Source organism: Mycolicibacterium pallens (genome assembly GCF_019456675.1).
Lineage (GTDB): Bacteria > Actinomycetota > Actinomycetes > Mycobacteriales > Mycobacteriaceae > Mycobacterium > Mycobacterium crocinum.
Genome location: NZ_CP080333.1, coordinates 4,000,104 through 4,018,795, shown reverse-complemented (window position 1 = coordinate 4,018,795; position 18,692 = coordinate 4,000,104). Strand labels below are relative to the sequence as shown.

General features: G+C 67.0%; 17 protein-coding genes and 1 pseudogene. 11 read left to right on the top strand and 7 right to left on the bottom strand.

The window, feature by feature from the left end; translation table 11 throughout:
* Position 1 precedes the first annotated feature (1 nt).
* The gene (locus K0O64_RS19685) at positions 2-775 is read right to left on the bottom strand and encodes a TIM barrel protein (RefSeq protein WP_096311829.1); all 774 of its coding nucleotides are present in this window, start codon (positions 773-775) and stop codon (positions 2-4) included.
* 119 nt (positions 776-894) lie between these two features.
* On the opposite strand from K0O64_RS19685, the gene K0O64_RS19680 reads away from it, so the two are divergent.
* From K0O64_RS19680 to K0O64_RS19670, 3 genes are read left to right on the top strand one after another with little or no spacing between them, the layout of a single operon-like run.
* Positions 895-1,884 (top strand): substrate-binding domain-containing protein, encoded by a 990-nt coding sequence (locus K0O64_RS19680; RefSeq protein ID WP_096311828.1) that lies wholly within the window; start codon positions 895-897, stop codon positions 1,882-1,884.
* 19 nt (positions 1,885-1,903) lie between these two features.
* Complete coding sequence (locus K0O64_RS19675) at positions 1,904-2,962, top strand: ABC transporter permease (RefSeq protein WP_071943070.1); 1,059 nt, start codon at positions 1,904-1,906, stop codon at positions 2,960-2,962.
* A gap of 19 nt (positions 2,963-2,981) precedes the next feature.
* Positions 2,982-3,785, top strand: coding sequence for an ATP-binding cassette domain-containing protein (locus K0O64_RS19670; protein WP_396928466.1), 804 nt, complete (start codon positions 2,982-2,984; stop codon positions 3,783-3,785).
* 1 nt (position 3,786) lies between these two features.
* Here K0O64_RS19670 and K0O64_RS30380 read toward each other — a convergent pair.
* The 5 genes and pseudogenes from K0O64_RS30380 to K0O64_RS19645 all read right to left on the bottom strand — a co-directional run bounded on the left by K0O64_RS30380 (position 3,787) and on the right by K0O64_RS19645 (position 8,336).
* Positions 3,787-4,292: pseudogene (locus K0O64_RS30380) on the bottom strand (nitroreductase family deazaflavin-dependent oxidoreductase).
* 39 nt (positions 4,293-4,331) lie between these two features.
* Positions 4,332-5,309, bottom strand: coding sequence for a Gfo/Idh/MocA family protein (locus tag K0O64_RS19660; protein WP_096311827.1), 978 nt, complete (start codon positions 5,307-5,309; stop codon positions 4,332-4,334).
* Positions 5,306-6,178: a sugar phosphate isomerase/epimerase family protein gene (locus tag K0O64_RS19655; RefSeq protein WP_096311826.1), complete on the bottom strand. Its 873-nt coding sequence runs from the start codon at positions 6,176-6,178 to the stop codon at positions 5,306-5,308. The genes K0O64_RS19660 and K0O64_RS19655 overlap by 4 nt, the downstream gene beginning before the upstream one ends.
* Entirely contained in the window at positions 6,175-7,179 is a 1,005-nt protein-coding gene (locus tag K0O64_RS19650; protein WP_096311825.1) for a Gfo/Idh/MocA family protein, read from the bottom strand. The genes K0O64_RS19655 and K0O64_RS19650 overlap by 4 nt, the downstream gene beginning before the upstream one ends.
* Complete coding sequence (locus K0O64_RS19645) at positions 7,176-8,336, bottom strand: phytanoyl-CoA dioxygenase family protein (RefSeq protein WP_096311824.1); 1,161 nt, start codon at positions 8,334-8,336, stop codon at positions 7,176-7,178. The genes K0O64_RS19650 and K0O64_RS19645 overlap by 4 nt, the downstream gene beginning before the upstream one ends.
* 81 nt (positions 8,337-8,417) lie before the next feature.
* Between K0O64_RS19645 and K0O64_RS19640 the strand changes: the two genes are divergently transcribed.
* The 8 genes from K0O64_RS19640 to K0O64_RS19605 all read left to right on the top strand — a co-directional run bounded on the left by K0O64_RS19640 (position 8,418) and on the right by K0O64_RS19605 (position 17,469).
* Positions 8,418-9,422, top strand: coding sequence for a LacI family DNA-binding transcriptional regulator (locus tag K0O64_RS19640; protein ID WP_096311823.1), 1,005 nt, complete (start codon positions 8,418-8,420; stop codon positions 9,420-9,422).
* Between the two features lie 101 nt (positions 9,423-9,523).
* Positions 9,524-10,372, top strand: coding sequence for a PfkB family carbohydrate kinase (locus tag K0O64_RS19635; protein WP_096311822.1), 849 nt, complete (start codon positions 9,524-9,526; stop codon positions 10,370-10,372).
* A gap of 281 nt (positions 10,373-10,653) precedes the next feature.
* Positions 10,654-12,600, top strand: coding sequence for a 2-oxoacid:acceptor oxidoreductase subunit alpha (locus K0O64_RS19630; RefSeq protein ID WP_071943085.1), 1,947 nt, complete (start codon positions 10,654-10,656; stop codon positions 12,598-12,600).
* Entirely contained in the window at positions 12,597-13,673 is a 1,077-nt protein-coding gene (locus K0O64_RS19625) for a 2-oxoacid:ferredoxin oxidoreductase subunit beta (protein WP_220045678.1), read from the top strand. The genes K0O64_RS19630 and K0O64_RS19625 overlap by 4 nt, the downstream gene beginning before the upstream one ends.
* Before the next feature lie 18 nt (positions 13,674-13,691).
* Positions 13,692-14,270, top strand: a complete 579-nt coding sequence (gene mobA, locus K0O64_RS19620; protein ID WP_071943089.1) for a molybdenum cofactor guanylyltransferase — start codon at positions 13,692-13,694, stop codon at positions 14,268-14,270.
* Between the two features lie 323 nt (positions 14,271-14,593).
* Entirely contained in the window at positions 14,594-15,829 is a 1,236-nt protein-coding gene (locus tag K0O64_RS19615) for an IS256 family transposase (RefSeq protein WP_071942680.1), read from the top strand.
* 632 nt (positions 15,830-16,461) lie between these two features.
* Positions 16,462-16,797 (top strand): transglycosylase family protein, encoded by a 336-nt coding sequence (locus tag K0O64_RS19610; protein ID WP_071949702.1) that lies wholly within the window; start codon positions 16,462-16,464, stop codon positions 16,795-16,797.
* A 180-nt stretch (positions 16,798-16,977) separates the two neighbouring features.
* On the top strand, positions 16,978-17,469 hold the full coding sequence (locus K0O64_RS19605; RefSeq protein WP_071943091.1) for a transglycosylase family protein: 492 nt from the start codon (positions 16,978-16,980) through the stop codon (positions 17,467-17,469).
* A 25-nt stretch (positions 17,470-17,494) separates the two neighbouring features.
* Here the strand turns inward: K0O64_RS19605 and K0O64_RS19600 are convergent, their stop codons facing one another.
* Positions 17,495-18,661 (bottom strand): FAD-dependent oxidoreductase, encoded by a 1,167-nt coding sequence (locus K0O64_RS19600; RefSeq protein WP_220045677.1) that lies wholly within the window; start codon positions 18,659-18,661, stop codon positions 17,495-17,497.
* Between the last annotated feature and the right edge of the window lie 31 nt (positions 18,662-18,692).

The window sequence follows — 18,692 nt, the reverse complement described above, 5'->3', positions numbered from 1 at the left end:
GTCAGGAAAAGGCGGCGCGGAATGCCCTCAGTGCCTCGTCGCTGTCCCCGGACGCCCATGCCTCGAGGCCGATCGTGCCGCGATAACCCATGTCGCGCAATGCCGTTGCGATCGCGGGGTAGTAAATCTCACCGGTGCCCGGTTCGCAGCGGCCGGGGACGTCGGCGACCTGGATCTCGCCGATCGCCGGGCCGCAGCGGCGGACCAGCTCGACGAGGTTCCCCTCGCCGATTTGCGCGTGATAGAGATCCAACATCATCTTGACGTTCGGGTGGTCGACGCCCTCGATGAGCGCCAGCGTGTCCTTGGCGCGGGCCAGCGGGACCCCGGGATGGTCGACGATCGTGTTCAGATTCTCCACGCAAAACGTGACGCCGGCCTTCGCGCCGAGTTCACCGATCCGTTCCAGTGTGCGCTGGGCGGTCAGCCACATCTGTCCGGTGGCCCGCTGCCGCGGGCGGGCGGCCTGACCGTCGACGAGTTCGGCGGTGTGCAGGTTGAGCCGCGGCACACCAAGTGTCTCAGCGGCTTTGATGCTGAGCTCGGCGGTCTGCACCACCTCGTCGGCGCTCGCCGGGTCGATCAGGTCGCCGTGCAGGTAGCCGGTCATCGAGGAGAACCGTGCACCGGTGGCGGCCAGCGCGGCCAGGTCCTTGCCGTGCCAGCTCCAGATCTCCACCGCGAAGCCGAGTGCGTCGATGCGCCGCACCCGCTCGAGAATCGGCAGGTCGCGGAACACCATCTCGGCGCAAACGGCGAGGTCGAAGTCGGTCATGGCAGCACCCTAACATTTGACCTGCAGTCCGAATGTCCTAACAAAGTCTTGACTTTCTGCTGTGAGCCGTATTACATCGAGGCAAGGCGTGTCGTGTGCGATGAGGACAAGGAGTCGGCATGAGATTCAATCGGCTAGCGGCCGTGGCAGGCGTGAGCGCGCTCGTGATCGGGTTGGCCGCCTGCTCTGCCACCGGCGGTAAACCGCGGGGCAATGGCAGCGGTTCGGGCGGCGGCACCGTCGATACCCCGCGTTTCACCGTCGCGATGATCACCCACGAGGTACCCGGTGACTCGTTCTGGGACCTGGTCCGCAAGGGCGCCGAGACCGCAGCCAAGAAGGACAACATCGAGCTGCGTTACTCCAACGACCCTGAGGCGCCGAACCAGGCCAACCTGGTTCAGAGCGCGATCGACAGCGGCGTCAAGGGCATCGCCGTCACGCTGGCCAAGCCGGACGCGATGGCGCCCGCGGTCAAGGCGGCCGAGGCGAAGGGCATTCCGGTGGTGGCGTTCAACTCCGGGTTCGACAACTGGAAGTCGATGGGCGTCCAGGAGTACTTCGGTCAGGACGAGAAGCTGGCCGGGGTCGCCGCGGGTGAGCGCCTGACCGCCGACGGCGCGAAGAAGGCGCTCTGCGTGATTCAAGAGCAGGGTCAGGTCTCTCTGGAAGCCCGGTGCGCGGGCGTCACCCAGGGCTTCAAGGGCCAGACCGAATTGTTGAACGTCAACAGCAAGGACATGCCGTCGGTCGAGTCGACGATCACCGCCAAGCTGCAGCAGGATCCGTCGATCGACACCGTCGTCGCGCTGGGTGCACCGATCGCGCTGACCGCCGTGGTCTCCAAGAACAACGCCAACAGCAAGGCCAATATCGTCACCTTCGACACCAACGCCGCACTCGTCGATGCCATCAAGAAGGGCGACGTCCAGTGGGCTGTCGATCAGCAGCCCTACCTTCAGGGCTACCTCGCGATCGACTCGCTGTGGTTGTTCCTGAACAACAAGAACCTGATCGGTGGCGGTCAGGCGACCCTGACCGGGCCGTCCTTCATCGACAAGTCCAACATCGACGCCGTGGCCGAATTGGCCAAGGGCGGAACCCGGTAGCGATCGGCGGAGAAGAGCAATGACTACGCAAGCAGATCTCGAGGTCGGCGATCACAAGGTCGTTCGTGACGAACGGGTCAAGGAGCGGAATCGCCTGCAGCGCCTGCTGATTCGGCCGGAGATGGGGGCGGGTATCGGTGCCGTCGGGATCTTCGTCTTCTTCCTGATCGTTGCCGATCCCTTCCGGCAGGCCTCGTCACTGGCCACCGTGCTGTACGCCAGCTCGACCATCGGGATCATGGCCTGTGGCGTCGCCGTCCTGATGATCGGCGGTGAGTTCGACCTGTCGACCGGAGTCGCGGTGACCTTCAGCTCGCTGGCGGCGTCGATGCTGTCCTACAATCTGCACCTCAATCTGTGGGCGGGCGCCGGCCTGGCGCTGATCCTGGCGCTGGGAGTCGGCTTCTTGAACGGCTTCCTGGTGATGAAGACCAAGATTCCGTCGTTCCTCATCACGCTGAGCACCTTCTTCATGCTGGCCGGCATCAACCTCGCCGTCACCAAACTCCTTGCCGGGCAGGTGGCCACGCAGAGCGTGAACGACATGGAAGGCTGGGATTCCGCGCAGAAGGTGTTCGCCTCATCGTTCACCCTGTTCGGTGTGAGCATTCGCATCACGGTCGTGTGGTGGCTGGTCTTCACCGCGGTGGCCACCTGGGTGCTGTTCAAGACCAAGATCGGCAACTGGATCTTCGCGGTCGGCGGTGACGCGGAAAGCGCTCGCGCGGTGGGTGTTCCGGTGACCAAGGTCAAGATCGGGATGTTCATGTTCGTCGGCTTCTGCGCCTGGTTCGTCGGCATGCATCTGCTGTTCGCGTTCAACACGGTGCAGTCCGGCCAGGGCATCGGTAACGAGTTCTTCTACATCATCGCCGCGGTCATCGGTGGCTGCCTGCTGACCGGTGGGTATGGCACCGCCGTCGGGGCCGCCATCGGTGCGTTCATCTTCGGTATGACCAACCAGGGCATCGTCTACGCGGGCTGGAACCCCGACTGGTTCAAGTTCTTCCTCGGCGCGATGCTGCTGTTCGCGGTGATCGCCAACAACGCCTTCCGTAACTACGCCGCCAAGAGGTGAGAGAAGAGTGACCGCGACCATGGACCGTCCCACCGAAGAAGCGCCGTCCGGCGGCAAGGTGCCGCTCGTCGAGCTGAAAGACGTCTGCAAGACCTACGGCAACATCACCGCGCTCAAGGACATCTCGCTGCGTGTGCACGCCGGTGAGGTGACCGGCATCCTCGGTGACAACGGCGCGGGCAAGTCCACGCTGATCAAGATCATCGCGGGGTTGCACCAGCAGACCGAAGGCGAGCTGCTGGTCGACGGCGAACCCACGAGGTTCACCTCACCCGCCGACGCCTTGGACAAGGGCATCGCCACGGTGTACCAGAACCTCGCCGTCGTCCCCCTGATGCCGGTGTGGCGAAACTTCTTCTTGGGACAGGAGATTCGCAAAAAGAGCTTCCCGTGGGCGCTGGACTCCAACGCGATGAGGGCCACCACGCTGACCGAGCTGTCGAAGATGGGCATCGACCTGCCCGACGTCGACGTGCCGATCGGCTCACTGTCCGGCGGTCAGCGCCAGTGCGTGGCGATCGCCCGTGCGGTGTTCTTTGGCGCGCGAGTACTGATCCTCGACGAGCCGACCGCCGCGCTCGGCGTCAAGCAGTCCGGCGTGGTGCTCAAATACATCACCGCCGCCAAAGAGGCCGGCTTCGGCGTCGTGTTCATCACCCACAATCCGCACCACGCGCACATGGTCGGTGACCACTTCGTGTTGCTCAACCGTGGCCGCCAGAAGCTGGACTGCGCCTACGACGAGATCACGCTGGAGCACCTGACCCAGCAGATGGCCGGCGGTGACGAGCTCGAGGCACTGTCGCACGAGCTCGGCCGCTGAGTCAGCGGGGCGTCAGCGCGAACAGCCGCAGCTCCCGGTCGGTCCGGGTGCGATAGGCCTGATACATCGGGTAGGCCAGGAAGCGCGCAAGTGCGGCATCGCGCTCCGCACCCGTCAACAAGGCTGCGGTCACCGGGATCTCGGTGCCGTTGATGGCCACGGTGGCCTTCGGGTTGGCGAGCAGATTCAGAGTCCACGCCGGGTGATGCTGCTGGCCGAAGTGCTGCCCAGCACCAACAGGCTGTCGCCGTCGCGCAGATAGCTCAGCGCCGACAGCCGCGGCTGGCCGGACTTGCGGCCCGTCGTGGTCAGCAACAGTTCAGGCATCGAGGTCGGGCCGAACAAGGTGTACTTGCCCTTGGTGGCCCGCAGCACGCGACGATCCATCGGCACGAGAGCCCTGATGAACCGCGACCCCGCCGCGGTCGAGGCGAGGGCGAACACCGGCTTGAACAGCGGGGAGATGTCTTCTCGTCCCCAGTGGCCGTCGGGAAAGGATTGCGGCATGTCTGCCATCGTGCCCGATGGCGGCCCGCCGCAGAAGTGTCAGCGCGGCGACATACCCGCCGCGCGATAGGCGGCGTCCACGTAGTGCATGTTCTGCACGGCGTCCTCGATACCGATGGGCAGCGCTTCGCCGTGGAGGACGTGGGCGGCGAACACCTCGAGTTGGTAGGTGTATGACGGGCGAGTGCCCAGGTGTTCGACGCTGGTTCCGCCCGGCGTGCGGATGGTGACGCGGTCATCGGTGTGGGGCTTGATGAAGTCGTGGGCCAGGGCGTCACCTTTGGTGCCGACGAGCTTGATGGTGAACGAATACGCCTCTGCCGTCATGGTATTGGCGCTGCAGCCGGTGGCGCCGGATGGGAAGCGCAGCTCGACATCGCACCACTCGTCGACGCCGGGACTGTGCTGCGAGGCGTGGGCGGCAGTGATCGACGGACGGCCAAGGCCGCGGGCGCCGAGCTGACGCATGATGTGCAGGCCATAGCAGCCGAGGTCCATCAGCGCCCCGCCGGCCAGCTCCAGCGACCAGCGCGGGTCACCGGCTTCGGGTGCCGGCATCGCCATCCGCACCTCGACGTGGCGGATCTCGCCGAGCTCGCCGCCGACCGCCAGCTCGAACATCCGCTGCGTCACAGGATGGAACAGGTAGTGGAAACCCTCCAGCACGCTGACACCCGCAGCCCCCGCCGCCTCGGCGACGTCGTATGCCTCGGTGTGGTTGCGCGCGAACGGCTTTTCGGTGAGCACCGGCTTGCCGGCCTTGATCGCGGCCAGGTTCCACGGCGCGTGTAGGGCGTTGGCCAGAGGGTTGTAGACGACGTCGACGTGCGGGTCCTCGATCACGTCGGCATAGCCGGCCGCGACCCGCTCCACGCCGTACGCGTCGGCGAACCGGCGGGCGCGCTGCGGATCGCGGGCGGCCACCACCGTGAGCCGGTGCCCCAACTCGCGGGCCGGCCCGACGATCGCCTGCTCGGCGATGCGGGAGGCGCCGAGCACGCCGATGCGCAGACTCATGCAGGCACGCCGCCGGCGACCTTCTGCAGGTAGGCGACGCTGGCCAGCACATCGCGCAGCGGGCCTTGGCCGCTGGGCTCACCGTCCAGGATGGTGTCCTGCTCGAGCACAAACCACCCGTCGAAGCCGTTGTCCCGCAATGTCGCAACGATGCCGGCGATATCGACATCACCGGTGCCCAGCGGGGTGTACATGCCCTGGGCCACCGCCTCGGTGTAGGTCAGCTCGCCGGATTGCACCCGTGCGGCCAGCGCCGCGTCGACGTCTTTGAGATGGGTGTGCGCGATCCGGCCGGGCACCGCGCGGGCCAGCTGCAGTGGGTCGGTGCCGCCGATCAGCAGGTGCCCGGTGTCCAGGCACAGCGAGATCGTCGACCCGGCCAGCACCCGGGCCACCTCCTCGCCGGTCTCGGCAAGCGTGCCCACATGGGGGTGCAGCACCGCGGTGATGCCGCGCTCGGCGGCAGCGGCCGCCAGCCGGTCGAGATTGGTCAGCAGCGTCGACCATTGGTCGTCATCCAGGTCGGGCCGCGAGTCATAGCCGTCGGTGCCGGTGGCCGCGGCGAGCACGAGCATCGAACCACCCGCGGCCACAAGGGAATCCAGCACACCGGTAACGTCGGGAACCGGGTCGTGGCCGGCGTCGTGCAGCACCACCGGCGCGAAGCTGCCGACACAGCTCAGGCCGTGTCGATTCAGCACGGCAGTCAGCTCGCCCGGCTCGGCGGGCAGGAAACCCTCCGGGCCGAGCTCGGTGGCCGATAGGCCGGCCTGACCCATTTCGGACAGCACCCGCTCCGGGTCGAGCTGATAGCCCCACCCCGGCACTTCGCACACACCCCACGAAATCGGGGCTCCGGCGATCTTCACTGGCGTACCTCCTTGATACGAACGGGCCGGCCGCGACGCAGCGACTCGGTGGCGGCTTCGGCGATCCAGGCGACCTCGACGGCGTCGGCCACGGTGGCCCCGCGCACCGGGCCGCCCTTGACAACGTCGACGAATCCGCTGAGTTCGGTGCGGAACGCCTCGGTGAAGCGGTCCATGAAGAAGTGGTGCGGCTGCCCGGTGGGAAAGTCGTTGCGGGCGTCGGCGTTTCGCACCGGAACGCCCTGGTCCCAGCCGGCGACGATGGTGTCGTTGAACCCGTGTACCTCCAGCCGGCAGTCGTAGCCGCGGCCGTTGTAGCGCGCGTTGGAGATGACCCCGAGCGCGCCGCCCTCGAACCGGACCACCACCGCCGCGGTGTCGACGTCCTCGTAGTCGGCGAACAGCGGATCGCCCTGCACGGTTCCGGTGGCGTAGACCTCGACGGCTTCCTGCCCGGTGATCCAGCGGACGGTGTCGAAATCGTGGACCGCACAGTCGCGGAAGATGCCGCCGGAGCCGGCGATGTAGTCCATCGGCGGGGGAGCGGGATCCATCGTGGTGCTGCGGACGGTGTGCAGCGGGCCCAGGGAACCGGTGTCGACGGCGGCCTTGGCCGCGGCGAACGCGGCGTCGAACCGGCGTTGATAGCCGATCTGCACCGGCACGCCGGCTCGCGCGATCGCGGTGGCGACTCTGGCGCTCTCGGCGGCGGTGGAGGCCACCGGCTTCTCGCAGAACGTGGGCAACCCGCGTTCGACGGCGGCGAGCGTCAGTTCGGCGTGCGCCGGGGTCGCCGCCGAGACGACGACGCCGTCGATACCGGCCGCCAGCAAGGCCTCGACCGAATCGACGGATCGCACACCGTATTTCGTCGCAACCTGGGCGACGACATCGGGACGCTCGTCGGTGACGACGAGTCCGTCGACGCCGTCGAGTTGACTCAGTGTGTCGGTGTGAAAGGCACCGATCCGGCCGAGGCCGATGACACCGAGTGTCGTCATGGAATTCTCCGTTCGTTCTGGTCGCGCAGCGCGACGTCGAGTGCTTCGGGGGTCAGGTCGTCGGCCAGTGCGGCCAGCACGACGTCGACTTGGCTTGGCGGCGCCAAACTTCCGATCGGCTGATCGCGGTCCAGGTTGGTGGGGAAGGGATAGCCCTCGGCAGTGGCCACCACGGCGTTGAGCACCTCCGCCGGCGATCGGCCCGCAAGCTTCATGGCCCGCAGCGCGGGGTACACCGCACGCACCATCGCGGTCCGGTCCAGTGCTTCCATCGCCCGGCCGAACGGCGAGGAGATCTGCAACAGATTGGCCATCCGGCGCACATCAGCGGACGTGTTGGCGCCCGCGCCGTGATAGAGCGCGGGATTGAAGAACACCGCGTCGCCCTTGCTCAACGGTATCTGAACATGGTGTGCGGCAAAGTAATCGATGAACTCCGGACGGTTGAACGCGACGTAGCCGCCCTCGAACAGCTGCGAATACGGCAGCAGCATGGTCGGCCCGCTCTCCAGTGGCATGTCGGTGTGCGCGACCGCGCCCTGCAGAGTCAGCGTCGGCGACAGCCGGTGCACGTGCGCGGGGTAGTCGGTGAGCTGGCCGGGTGCGACGAACCCGAGATGGTAGTCACGGTGCGGAACCTGCGCGGCGCCACTGGGATTCACGACATTGACTTGAGAGGTCACCTGGTACCGCGGGCCGAGCCAGGCCTGGCAGACCAGGGCCAGCGGGTCGTTGGCGTAGTAGTCGGCGTAGACCTCGGGGGAGTGCAGCGCGAGTTTCTGGGCGGCGTTCCACACCCGGTCATTGGCGCCCGCCGCGCCGAAATGGTCACCGGCCGCGCCGCCGGTCCGCCGCTGATCGGCGATCAGCGCCGAAAATGCCGCGCTCGCGGCATCGACGACCGGGGCCGGGAACGCACCCGCGAAGACGACCACGCCGGGTCCCTCGGCCAGCGCCGTGATGAGTTCGGCCTGCAACGCCCGCCGGTCGGCGCGCGCCATCTCGGCGGCGGAGTACACCAGCACGTTCTGTCGCACTTCGGCGGCGTGCGGGTAGGCACTCAGATCAGTGTCTCGCTCGGTGAGCGTCCGCAGCTCGTCGAGCTGAAATGCCGCCTCGCTCAACCACGGCTGCGCCCGTTCACTCACCTCGACCATGCGGCAAGTCTTGCTGTGATCCAAACCGCAATCAACACCAGAAACCCATCAAAAAGCCATCAGAGCCGTAGAGTGCGAAACATGGCGCACCGCTTCAAGGTCCGCGAGATCGCCCAGCAGTCCGGGTTGTCCGAGGCGACCGTCGACCGGGTGCTCAACGACCGGCCCGGGGTCCGAGCGGCCACCCGCGCCGAGGTGCTGCAGGCGATCGACGATCTCGAGAAGCAGCAATCGCAGTTGCGGCTCAACGGGCGCCGTTTCCTGCTCGACGTGGTGATGCAGACGCCCCAGCGGTTCTCCGATGCCTTCCGTGCCGCGGTCGAGGCCGAGCTGCCCGCGTTCGCACCGGCCATGCTGCGCGCCCGTTTTCACCTGTGGGAGTCCGGGTCGACGGACCAGATGGTGGAAACCCTCGCCCGGATCAAGGGCAGTCACGGGGTCGTCCTCAAGGCGCAGGACGAACCCGAGGTGGCCGAGGCCGTCGACCGGCTGGTGGCCAGTGGCGTTCCGGTGGTGACCTACGCGACCGACGTCCCGGCAAGTGCGCGCTGCGCCTACGTCGGCATCGACAACCACGGGGCCGGAGTCACCGCGGCCTACCTGATGGACCAGTGGCTCGGCGAGAGGTCCGGCGACGTGCTGATCACGTTGAGCCGCACGGTGTTTCGGGGTGAGGCCGAACGCGAGGTCGGATTCCGCACGGGGCTGCGCAAATCCGGGCGCGGCATTGTCGAGGTCAGTGACAGCGACGGGATCGACGCCACCATCGAACGTCTGGTGGTCGACGCGCTCGAGCGTCACCCCGACGTGGCGGCCGTGTATTCCGTCGGCGGCGGCAACACCGCGACGCTGGCGGCGTTCGAACAATTGGGACGAGTCTGCAGAGTCTTCATCGCCCACGACCTCGACGCCGACAACCGCAGGCTGTTGCGCGACGGTCGGATTTCGGCGGTGCTGCACAACGATCTGCGCGCCGACGCCCGGCAGGCGATGCGGCTGATTCTGCAGCAGCACCGCGCGCTACCGAGCGAGGCCGCCCGACCCGTCCCGATCCAGGTGATCACCCCGTACAACCTGCCGGGCTGAGCTCGCCGAGTCGTCGATTCGAAGAAACCGCGACTAGCATTCCGCGCCGACGGCGACGATAGAAATCGCCTGAACCCGCAAAAGATAGAGGAGAACGATCCGTGGCACGACACCGCGCCGAGCTCGTTGCCGGTGTCACCGTGCTGGGCAATCTGGCCGTCGACGTGATCAACGGCGGGCCGAAGACCCCGGGCGGGTGTGCGTCGTTCTCCGGGGTGGCCGTGGCGGCCACCGGGGGACCGGGCGGGATCGTCGCCTTGGCCGCCGACGAGGACCACGCGCTGTTCGAGCCGCTGCTCGACCGGTTCGGCTCGCTGATCCGGATCCTGCCCGCGGAGTGCACGAGCGCGTTCCGGCTGGATTATGAGGACGTCGATCATCGCCGGATGTCGGTGGAGGCTATCGGCCCGGTGTGGAGCGCGGCGGAGGTGGAAGCGGCGGATCCGGAGACGACGTGGATTCACCTGGCGCCTCTGCTGCGTACCGACTTCCCCGCCGAGACGCTGGCGCTGCTGGCGGAGCGCGGTCACCGGGTGGCCTATGACGGCCAGGGCCTGGTTCGCGCCGATCGGCTCGGACCGCTGGTGGTCGACCGCCATTACCCGCCAGAGCTGCTGGCGCACCTGTCCATCCTCAAGCTCGCCGAGGACGAGGCCGTCATCGTCGCCGACGGACCCTTCGACGAATCGACCGCGGCGCGCCTGGGCGTGCCCGAAATCCTGGTCACCTACGGCTCCGAGGGCTGTGACATCTATACGGGTGACACCCGCGTGCGGGTGCCAGCCGCGTGGCGAGTCGACGGCGTGCAGACGACCGGCGCCGGTGACATGTTCACCACCTGTTACGTGGCAAACCGGGCCGCCGGTGCCGACCCGAGTGTCGCGGCCGAAAAAGCCAGCGAACTGGTCGCCGGTGAACTCGAAAAACGCCTGGGGGCGCGCCGCAACTGAGAGCTACTCGCCAGTAGCCACTTCTCTTAGAGAATGCCGTTCTCGAAGAGTGACGAACGACACACTTTTGTCTCGTGCGGCGGTCGATCATGTCTGTGAGCTGTGACTTCGGCGCAGGCCGCGCGGCGTGTCACTCGCGAGGCGCGGTAGGGCTTGCCTAAGAAAGTGCAATAATCGGTACTGCGAGTGACAGCAACTCCTGGGCTGTCGATTCCGTCGGCGCGTCCAGCTGACAGCGACGCTGAATCTACGCCCGGCGGGACAGGACGAAAGGCGGGCACGTGGGTCCGAACGGCAACGGAGCTACGGGTAACCGGCAGAAGCTCGAAAAGGTCGTCATCCGGTTCGCCGGTGACTCCGGCGACGGCATGCAGCTGACCGGTGACCGCTTCACCTCTGAGGCCGCGCTGTTCGGCAATGACCTTGCGACCCAACCGAATTACCCCGCCGAGATCCGCGCGCCACAGGGCACGCTCCCCGGCGTCTCGTCCTTCCAGATCCAGATCGCCGACTACGACATCCTCACCGCCGGTGACCGCCCCGACGTGCTGGTCGCGATGAACCCCGCGGCGCTGAAGGCCAACATCGGCGACCTGCCGCGCGGTGGTCTGGTGATCGCGAACTCCGACGAGTTCACCAAGCGCAACCTCGCGAAGGTCGGCTACGAGAACAACCCGCTCGAAACCGGTGAGCTCGACGACTACGTCGTGCAGGCCGTTGCGATGACCACGCTGACCCTCGGTGCCGTCGAGGCGATCGGCGCCACCAAGAAGGACGGCCAGCGCGCCAAGAACATGTTCGCGCTCGGGCTGCTGTCGTGGATGTACGGCCGGCCGATCGAGACCAGCGAGACGTTCATCCGGGAGAAGTTCGCCCGCAAGCCCGATGTCGCCGAGGCCAATGTCCTCGCGCTGAAGGCGGGCTGGAACTACGGCGAGACCACCGAGGCGTTCGGCACCACCTACGAGATCTCCCCGGCCAAGCTGGCCCCGGGCGAGTACCGGCAGATCTCCGGCAACACGGCCCTGGCCTACGGCGTGATCGCCGCCGGTCAGCTCGCCGACACCCAGGTGGTGCTCGGCACCTACCCGATCACCCCGGCGTCGGACATCCTGCACGAGCTGTCCAAGCACAAGAACTTCAACGTCCTGACCTTCCAGGCCGAGGACGAGATCGCCGGCGTCGGCGCCGCGATCGGCGCGTCCTACGGCGGCGCGCTGGGCGTGACGAGCACGTCGGGCCCGGGCATCTCGCTGAAGTCCGAGGCCATCGGCCTGGCCATGATGGCAGAGCTGCCGCTGCTGGTGATCGATGTGCAGCGTGGCGGGCCGTCCACCGGCCTGCCGACCAAGACCGAGCAGGCCGATCTGCTGCAGGTGATGTTCGGCCGCAACGGCGAATCGCCGGTGGCTGTGCTGGCCGCCAGCACCCCGTCGGACTGCTTCGAGGTGGCCATCGAGGCCGCCCGCATCGCGCTGACCTACCGCACGCCGGTGATCCTGCTGTCCGATGGCGCGATCGCCAACGGCTCAGAGCCGTGGCGCATCCCGGACATCGGCGAATTCGAGCCGATCGAGTCCAACCACGCCAAGGCCGGCGAGCCATTCCAGCCTTACGCCCGCGACCCGGAGACGCTGGCTCGCCAGTTCGCGGTTCCGGGCACGCCCGGGCTGGAGCACCGCATCGGCGGTCTGGAGTCGGCCAACGGGTCCGGCAACATCTCCTACGAGCCCGCCAACCACGACCTCATGGTCCGGTTGCGGCAGGCCAAGATCGCCGGCATCACGGTGCCCGACATCACCGTCGACGACCCGACCGGTGATGCCGAGTTGCTGATCCTCGGATGGGGAAGCTCGTTCGGGCCGATCGGTGAAGCATGCCGACGGGCGCGTCGACGCGGCATCAAGGTCGCCCAGGCGCACCTGCGGCACCTCAACCCGCTGCCGGCCAACCTCGGCGAGGTACTGCGCAAGTACCCGAACGTGGTGGTCCCGGAGATGAACCTCGGCCAGCTGGCGCTGCTGCTGCGCGGCACGTATCTGGTCGACGTCCAGTCGGTCACCAAGGTGGAGGGCATGGCGTTCCTGGCCGACGAGCTGGAAGGCATCATCGATGCCGCGCTCGACGGGACGCTGGCTGAAAAGGAAAGCGACAAAGCGAAATTCGCCAGGCTTGCGGCAGCTACCGTGAGTACCGGCACAGATGTTGGCGCGGGAGTGAACGCATGACTGACCTGATCGGCTCGGACCTGCTGGCACCGAGTGTGTCCAAGACGGCGTGGGTGCCGACCACCGACGAGCCGCAGAAGGCCAAGGACTTCACCAGTGACCAGGAGGTCCGCTGGTGCCCCGGTTGCGGGGACTACGTCATCCTGAACACGATCCGCAACTTCCTGCCGGATCTGGGTCTGCGCCGGGAGAACATCGCGTTCATCAGCGGCATCGGCTGCTCGAGCCGCTTCCCGTACTACCTGGAGACCTACGGCTTCCACTCGATCCATGGTCGCGCCCCGACCATCGCCACCGGCTTGGCGCTGGCCCGGCCGGATCTGTCGGTGTGGGTGGTGACCGGTGACGGTGACGCCCTCTCGATCGGTGGCAACCACCTGATCCATGCGCTGCGCCGCAACGTCAACATCACGATCCTGCTGTTCAACAACCGGATCTACGGGTTGACCAAGGGCCAGTACTCACCGACCTCCGAGGTCGGCAAGGTCACCAAGTCCACCCCGATGGGCTCGCTGGATCATCCGTTCAACCCGGTCTCGCTGGCGCTGGGCGCCGAGGCGACGTTCGTCGGCCGGGCGCTGGACTCCGACCGCAAGGGCCTGTCCGAGGTGCTGAAGGCGGCTGCCGAGCACCGCGGCGCCGCGCTGGTCGAGATCATGCAGGACTGCCCGATCTTCAACGACGGTTCCTTCGACTTGCTTCGCAAGGAAGGCGCCGAGGAGCGGATCATCAACGTCCGCCAGGGCGAGCCGGTCACGTTCGGCGCAAACGGCGAGTACTGCGTGGTCAGGACCGGATTCGGGCTGGACGTCGCGAAGACCGCCGACGTGGCGGCCTCCGACATCGTGGTGCACGACGCGACGATCGCGGACTCCGCGTACGCGTTCGCGCTGTCGCGGCTGAGCGACCAGAACCTCGAGCACACCGTGATGGGTGTCTTCCGTCAGGTCAACCGGCCGACGTACGACGACGCCGCCCGCGACCAGGTTCGCCTGGCGCGCGAGGCCACCCAGCACGGCCGGCATGCGCTGCAATCGCTGCTGCGTGGCCGCGACACCTGGACCGTCGACTAACCGGGCCCAGACGCACCCGTGAGCACGCCCGCCCCGCTGGCCGCCGTAGTACTGGCTGGTGGGGCGTCGCGGCGCATGGGCCGGGACAAAGCCACGCTGCCGCATCCCGACGGCGGCACCACGATGGTCGAGTACACCGTCGCCGTGCTGAGCTCCCGCTGTACGCCGGTGTTCGTGATCGCCGCACCCGGTCAGGCGCTGCCCGCGCTGAACGCGCAGGTGTTGCGTGATGAGGTGCGGGGCGTGGGACCGCTGTTGGCCACCGGACGCGGGCTTCGGGCCGCCGCCGCGGCCGGGGTGGAGCGTGCCTTCGTCTGCGCCGTCGACATGCCTTTTCTGTCCACTGACGTCATCGACGAACTCGCGCCTCATCGGGGTGTCGACATCGTGTTGCCCTGGGATGGCCGCGATCATTACTTGGCCGGTATCTACCGCACCGACCTGGCGGACCACATCGATGCCTTGGTTTCGGCCGGGCAGAGAAGCATGCGCGCGCTGGCGGACACGGTCGTCACTCAGCGGATCGTGATCCCGGAAAGTCGGTCGCTGGCCAACGTCAATTCGCCGACCGATCTGGCGCAGCAAATCGCCGGATAATCGGCATTCGCGTCGATAGCAGTCTCGATCGAGAATTCGATCGAGACCGGAATTCGGCTGCCGGTCCGGGCGCCCGATTCGGATATCAGGACCGCTTGAGCGGCAACGTAATTCGCACAGCATTTGATGGATCTCGCCGAGGTGTCCAGCGCTTCCGGCACGGCGCTGCGTCGGCGCGGAGAAATCAGCCGCGGCTGCATGTGGTGTTCACGTCTCTGGGGGTGGTGTAAGTAGTGGCGGCGTGTCGGTGCTGACGTAAGAGGGCCATCGCGTGAGTCTCTGTGGTGAAACGACCAAGGATCACTACCGAGAGGAACATCGCGATGGCCCTGGACCAGTCTGCCTTGTTGGAGGTGCTTGATGCACTGCGCACCGCCGATGCCGGGGAGCGGATCAAGCAAGCTGCGGAGACGATCTATCAGGCGCTGATCGAGGCGGAGTTGAGCGCGTACATCGGCGCCGAGCCTCACGAGCGCACCGAGACCCGCACCAACCAGCGCAACGGCTCACGGCTGCGCACGCTGTCCACGACGGCCGGGGATCTGGAGTTACGCATCCCCAAGCTGCGCTCGGGATCGTTCTTCCCCGCTTTGTTGGAGCGCCGCCGCCGGGTCGATCAGTGCCTGTTCGCGGTGGTGATGGAGGCCTACCTGCACGGCACCTCCACCCGCAAGGTCGACGATCTGATCAAGGCGCTGGGCGCCGATACCGGGATCTCCAAAAGCGAGGTATCCCGAATCTGCAAAGACCTTGACACCGAGGTCGGCGCCTTCCGAGACCGGCCACTGGGCGAGCAGCGCTTCCCGTATGTGTTCCTCGATGCCACTTACTGCAAGGCCCGGGTCAATCACCGGGTGGTCTCCCAGGCGGTGGTCATCGCCACCGGGGTGGCCGCCGACGGACGGCGCGAAGTGCTGGGCTTTGAGGTCGGCGACAGCGAGGACGGCGCGTTCTGGACGGCGTTCTTGCGGTCGCTGAAGTCCCGCGGCCTGGCCGGGGTGCAGTTGGTAATCTCCGATGCCCACGCCGGCCTGCGCTCGGCGATCGAGGCGGTCCTGATCGGATCGGCCTGGCAGAGATGTCGGGTGCATTTCCTGCGCAACCTGCTGGCCCAGGTGCCCAAGGGATCGGCGGAGATGGTGGCCGCAGCGATCCGCACGATCTTCGCCCAGCCCGACGCCGAGCATGTCCGTGACCAGCTCGACACCATCGCCGGCATGCTCGGCCGCCAGTTCCCCAAGGTCGAGACGATGCTGCGCCAGGCCGCCGAGGACATCACCGCGTTCGCCGATTTCCCTGTGCCGCACTGGAAGAAGATCTGGTCGACCAACCCCCTGGAACGGCTCAACAAGGAGATCAAACGCCGCACCGACGTCGTCGGTGTCTTCCCCAACCCCGCCGCACTGCTACGTCTGGCCGGCTCGGTCCTGGTCGAGGCCCACGATGAATGGCAGGTCGCCGACAAGCGCTACCTCTCCGAAACCACCCTGGCCCTGCTCAACACCAGCAGCGAGGACAACGCCGAAACAGTTGCCGCCACAGCAGCACTCACGGCATAGTGACTACCGCAGAGCCTCACGCGAACACGCGACCGCTCTTACACCACCCCACGGGACGTGACCCATGTGGTCGACGGGGCTGCTAGCTAACCACTTTCGCGATGACGGGACCATTGGGGCAGGTGGGACGGGGTTGCCTGCTGGGATCTGCGAATTTCGCAAAATCTGAAGCCTTGCGTTATCAATAATCTGTGTCGCAGGCCACAAATTGTGCGTGATTAACGTCACTGAATTTACGGGCGTGTCAACAAAATGCCTGCTCGCGAAATGCCGATCTGACCTGCACAGACAACTCATAGCTTCCGGTCGTAACCATCCCGTGATCTGACCGAGATAAGCGCGTCGCTGATGTGACTTCGCTTGTGAGGCTTTGTACGGTCCTACCCGATCCCTTTAGGGAGCAAACAACTGCAGATATGACTCCACACATTGAACCCTGCGTGTGAGCGGGGCCGGGGAGGACCTAGGGGTCCTTCTGTGGGTCACCGGGTGAAGTGATTCCGCGGTGATGCCGGCCGCCGCTGTCGTGCCCGACCGAGACGGCGCGACCCGAATTCCGGATGTCCGTGAAGGACTGCACCGTCGGAAACGACGGACCGGTTGTTGGCGCGTGCGCGGCGAAAGGAAAACCGTTGAACAACGTCCGCAAGACACTCGCTCGCTCTCTCGGCATGGCCGCCATCGGTGGCGCAGCCGTCATCGCTCCCCTGACCATCGGCACCGGCACCGCTTCGGCCGACGGAATGAACTGGGACGCGGTCGCAGCGTGCGAGTCCGGCGGCAACTGGGCGATCAACACGGGTAACGGCTACTACGGCGGCCTGCAGTTCACCTTGGGCACCTGGCGCGCCAACGGTGGTTCGGGCTCGCCGCACCAGGCTTCGCGCGAGGAGCAGATCCGCGTGGCGGAGAACGTCCTGCGTAGCCAGGGCCGTGGCGCCTGGCCGGTGTGCGGCCGACGCGGCTGATTCAGCTCTCTTAAGGGTGGCGCCGGATCGAGGATCCGGCGCCACCCTTATTTCTTGGGCCACTTCCTTATCAAATTTCTCAGAGAAATCAATCGACGCGCCCGTAACAAATGCATCACGAGCTGCGATTCACATCACAGCGGCACACCAGTGCCCCCTTTGTCGGGAAGGGACACACCAATGAGCACTTTGCGCAGGATCGTCACCCTCGCAGTCATCTCCGGAGCGCTTGCCCTCGCCGGATTCGTTCTGAGCATGGGAAATGCCAGTGCAGACAGCGGTGTGAACTGGGACGCGGTCGCACAGTGCGAGTCCGGTGGCAACTGGGCCGCCAACACCGGCAACGGGTTCTCCGGTGGCCTGCAGTTCAGCGACGCCACCTGGAAGGCCAACGGCGGTATCGGCAGCGCCGCCCACGCATCGCGTGAGGAGCAGATCCGGGTCGCCGAGAACGTCGCCCGCAAGCAGGGCATGGGCGCATGGCCCAAGTGCGGTCAGGCCGCCGGCACCCCGGCGTTCGCCACCCCGGTCTCCGCTGGTGCCGCCCCGGCTCAGGGCGGTGCGTGCGCCAATGTCATGAGCGGCCCGTTCAAGTCGATCGACTTCAACAAGATGTGCCAGGCCTTCCACGATCCGGGCCGCGCGATCGCCAACGCCCTCGGACTCCACTAAAATCTCGCGGACGACGCCCAGCGGCTCAGGCCAGCTGGGCGTCGTTGCGTGTGGGCAGCCGGAATGCCGACCGCGCGGCGATCGACGCCAAGTGGCGGGTCACCACGAACTCCGGCAAGACGACGGATGCCCGGCTGGCCAGCGCGCTCAACGCCGCCGGCCGCAGATTGACCACCCGGCCGATGAACCGGGATTCCCTGGCGATCGCTCGCACTCGGCTGCGGCGAAACGATGCGAACGCGGCGAAGGCCGCCGGCAGATCGGGGGACAGCTCGACGAACGCGCCCAGGACGGCGGCATCCTCCAGCGCCTGACAGCCGCCCTGGCCCAGATGCGGCCGCATGGGGTGGGCGGCGTCGCCGACCAGCACCACCGGTCCCGCCGCCCAGCGTGCGGCGGGGCTGCGGTCGTAGAGGTCGTTGCGCAGCACGCCGGCGGGCTCGGTGGCGGCCAGCATCGCGGGGATCGGCGCGGCCCACGACCCGAACTTGGCCCGCAGATACGCGAGCTCGCCCTGTGGCGCCGACGCGCCCTCCGCAGCGCGTTCAGTCGCGAACCAGTACGTCCGGTCGGCTCCCATCGGGACGTGGCCGACCTCCGCCCCGGCGCCCATGGTCTCGCCCGCCAAGTCGGGGTCGATGGAGAACGCCGCGACCCCGCGCCAGGCCGTGTACCCGGCGTAGCGGTGCGGCAGCGGGCCGTTGAGGTGGCGGGCCACCACCGAACCGGTGCCGTCGGCACCGACCACCGCGTCGACGTCGCGGGTGGAGGAGTCCGTGAGGTGCAGCCGCATCCCGGTGGGTATGGAGCTCAGCTCGCGGACCGCCAGCCCGTCGACGACGGTTCCCGCCGCGCGCGCTCCGGTGAGGATGTCGCGTAGTGCGGCGCGCTGCAGGACCACCAGCGGTTCGCCCAACGCCGTGACGATCCGCTCACCGGCGGGGCGCCGCAGCCACCGGCCGTCCTTCCAGCGCATGGCACCCGCGGTGATCCGCCCGCCTGCGGCCCGCACCTGATCACCGAGGCCGAGGTGGTCGAGGGCGGCGAGCGCGTTGGGCCAGATACTGATGCCGGCACCCGAGCTGGTGTCGGTGCGTTCTTCGATCACTGTGACGGAATGACCGCGCTGGGTCAGCGCCGCAGCCGTGGCGAGTCCGGCAATGCCCGCTCCGACGACTGCGATCTCGGCCATGGGATGAACCTACGGGGCGTGTGCTACCAAC

Coding starts and splice junctions, on each gene's coding strand:
- K0O64_RS19685 (WP_096311829.1), bottom strand. CDS start 775: ATGACCGACTTCGACCTCGCCGTTTGCGCCGAGATGGTGTTCCGCGAC.
- K0O64_RS19680 (WP_096311828.1), top strand. CDS start 895: ATGAGATTCAATCGGCTAGCGGCCGTGGCAGGCGTGAGCGCGCTCGTG.
- K0O64_RS19675 (WP_071943070.1), top strand. CDS start 1,904: ATGACTACGCAAGCAGATCTCGAGGTCGGCGATCACAAGGTCGTTCGT.
- K0O64_RS19670 (WP_396928466.1), top strand. CDS start 2,982: ATGGACCGTCCCACCGAAGAAGCGCCGTCCGGCGGCAAGGTGCCGCTC.
- K0O64_RS19660 (WP_096311827.1), bottom strand. CDS start 5,309: ATGAGTCTGCGCATCGGCGTGCTCGGCGCCTCCCGCATCGCCGAGCAG.
- K0O64_RS19650 (WP_096311825.1), bottom strand. CDS start 7,179: ATGACGACACTCGGTGTCATCGGCCTCGGCCGGATCGGTGCCTTTCAC.
- K0O64_RS19645 (WP_096311824.1), bottom strand. CDS start 8,336: ATGGTCGAGGTGAGTGAACGGGCGCAGCCGTGGTTGAGCGAGGCGGCA.
- K0O64_RS19640 (WP_096311823.1), top strand. CDS start 8,418: ATGGCGCACCGCTTCAAGGTCCGCGAGATCGCCCAGCAGTCCGGGTTG.
- K0O64_RS19625 (WP_220045678.1), top strand. CDS start 12,597: ATGACTGACCTGATCGGCTCGGACCTGCTGGCACCGAGTGTGTCCAAG.
- K0O64_RS19615 (WP_071942680.1), top strand. CDS start 14,594: ATGGCCCTGGACCAGTCTGCCTTGTTGGAGGTGCTTGATGCACTGCGC.
- K0O64_RS19605 (WP_071943091.1), top strand. CDS start 16,978: ATGAGCACTTTGCGCAGGATCGTCACCCTCGCAGTCATCTCCGGAGCG.
- K0O64_RS19600 (WP_220045677.1), bottom strand. CDS start 18,661: ATGGCCGAGATCGCAGTCGTCGGAGCGGGCATTGCCGGACTCGCCACG.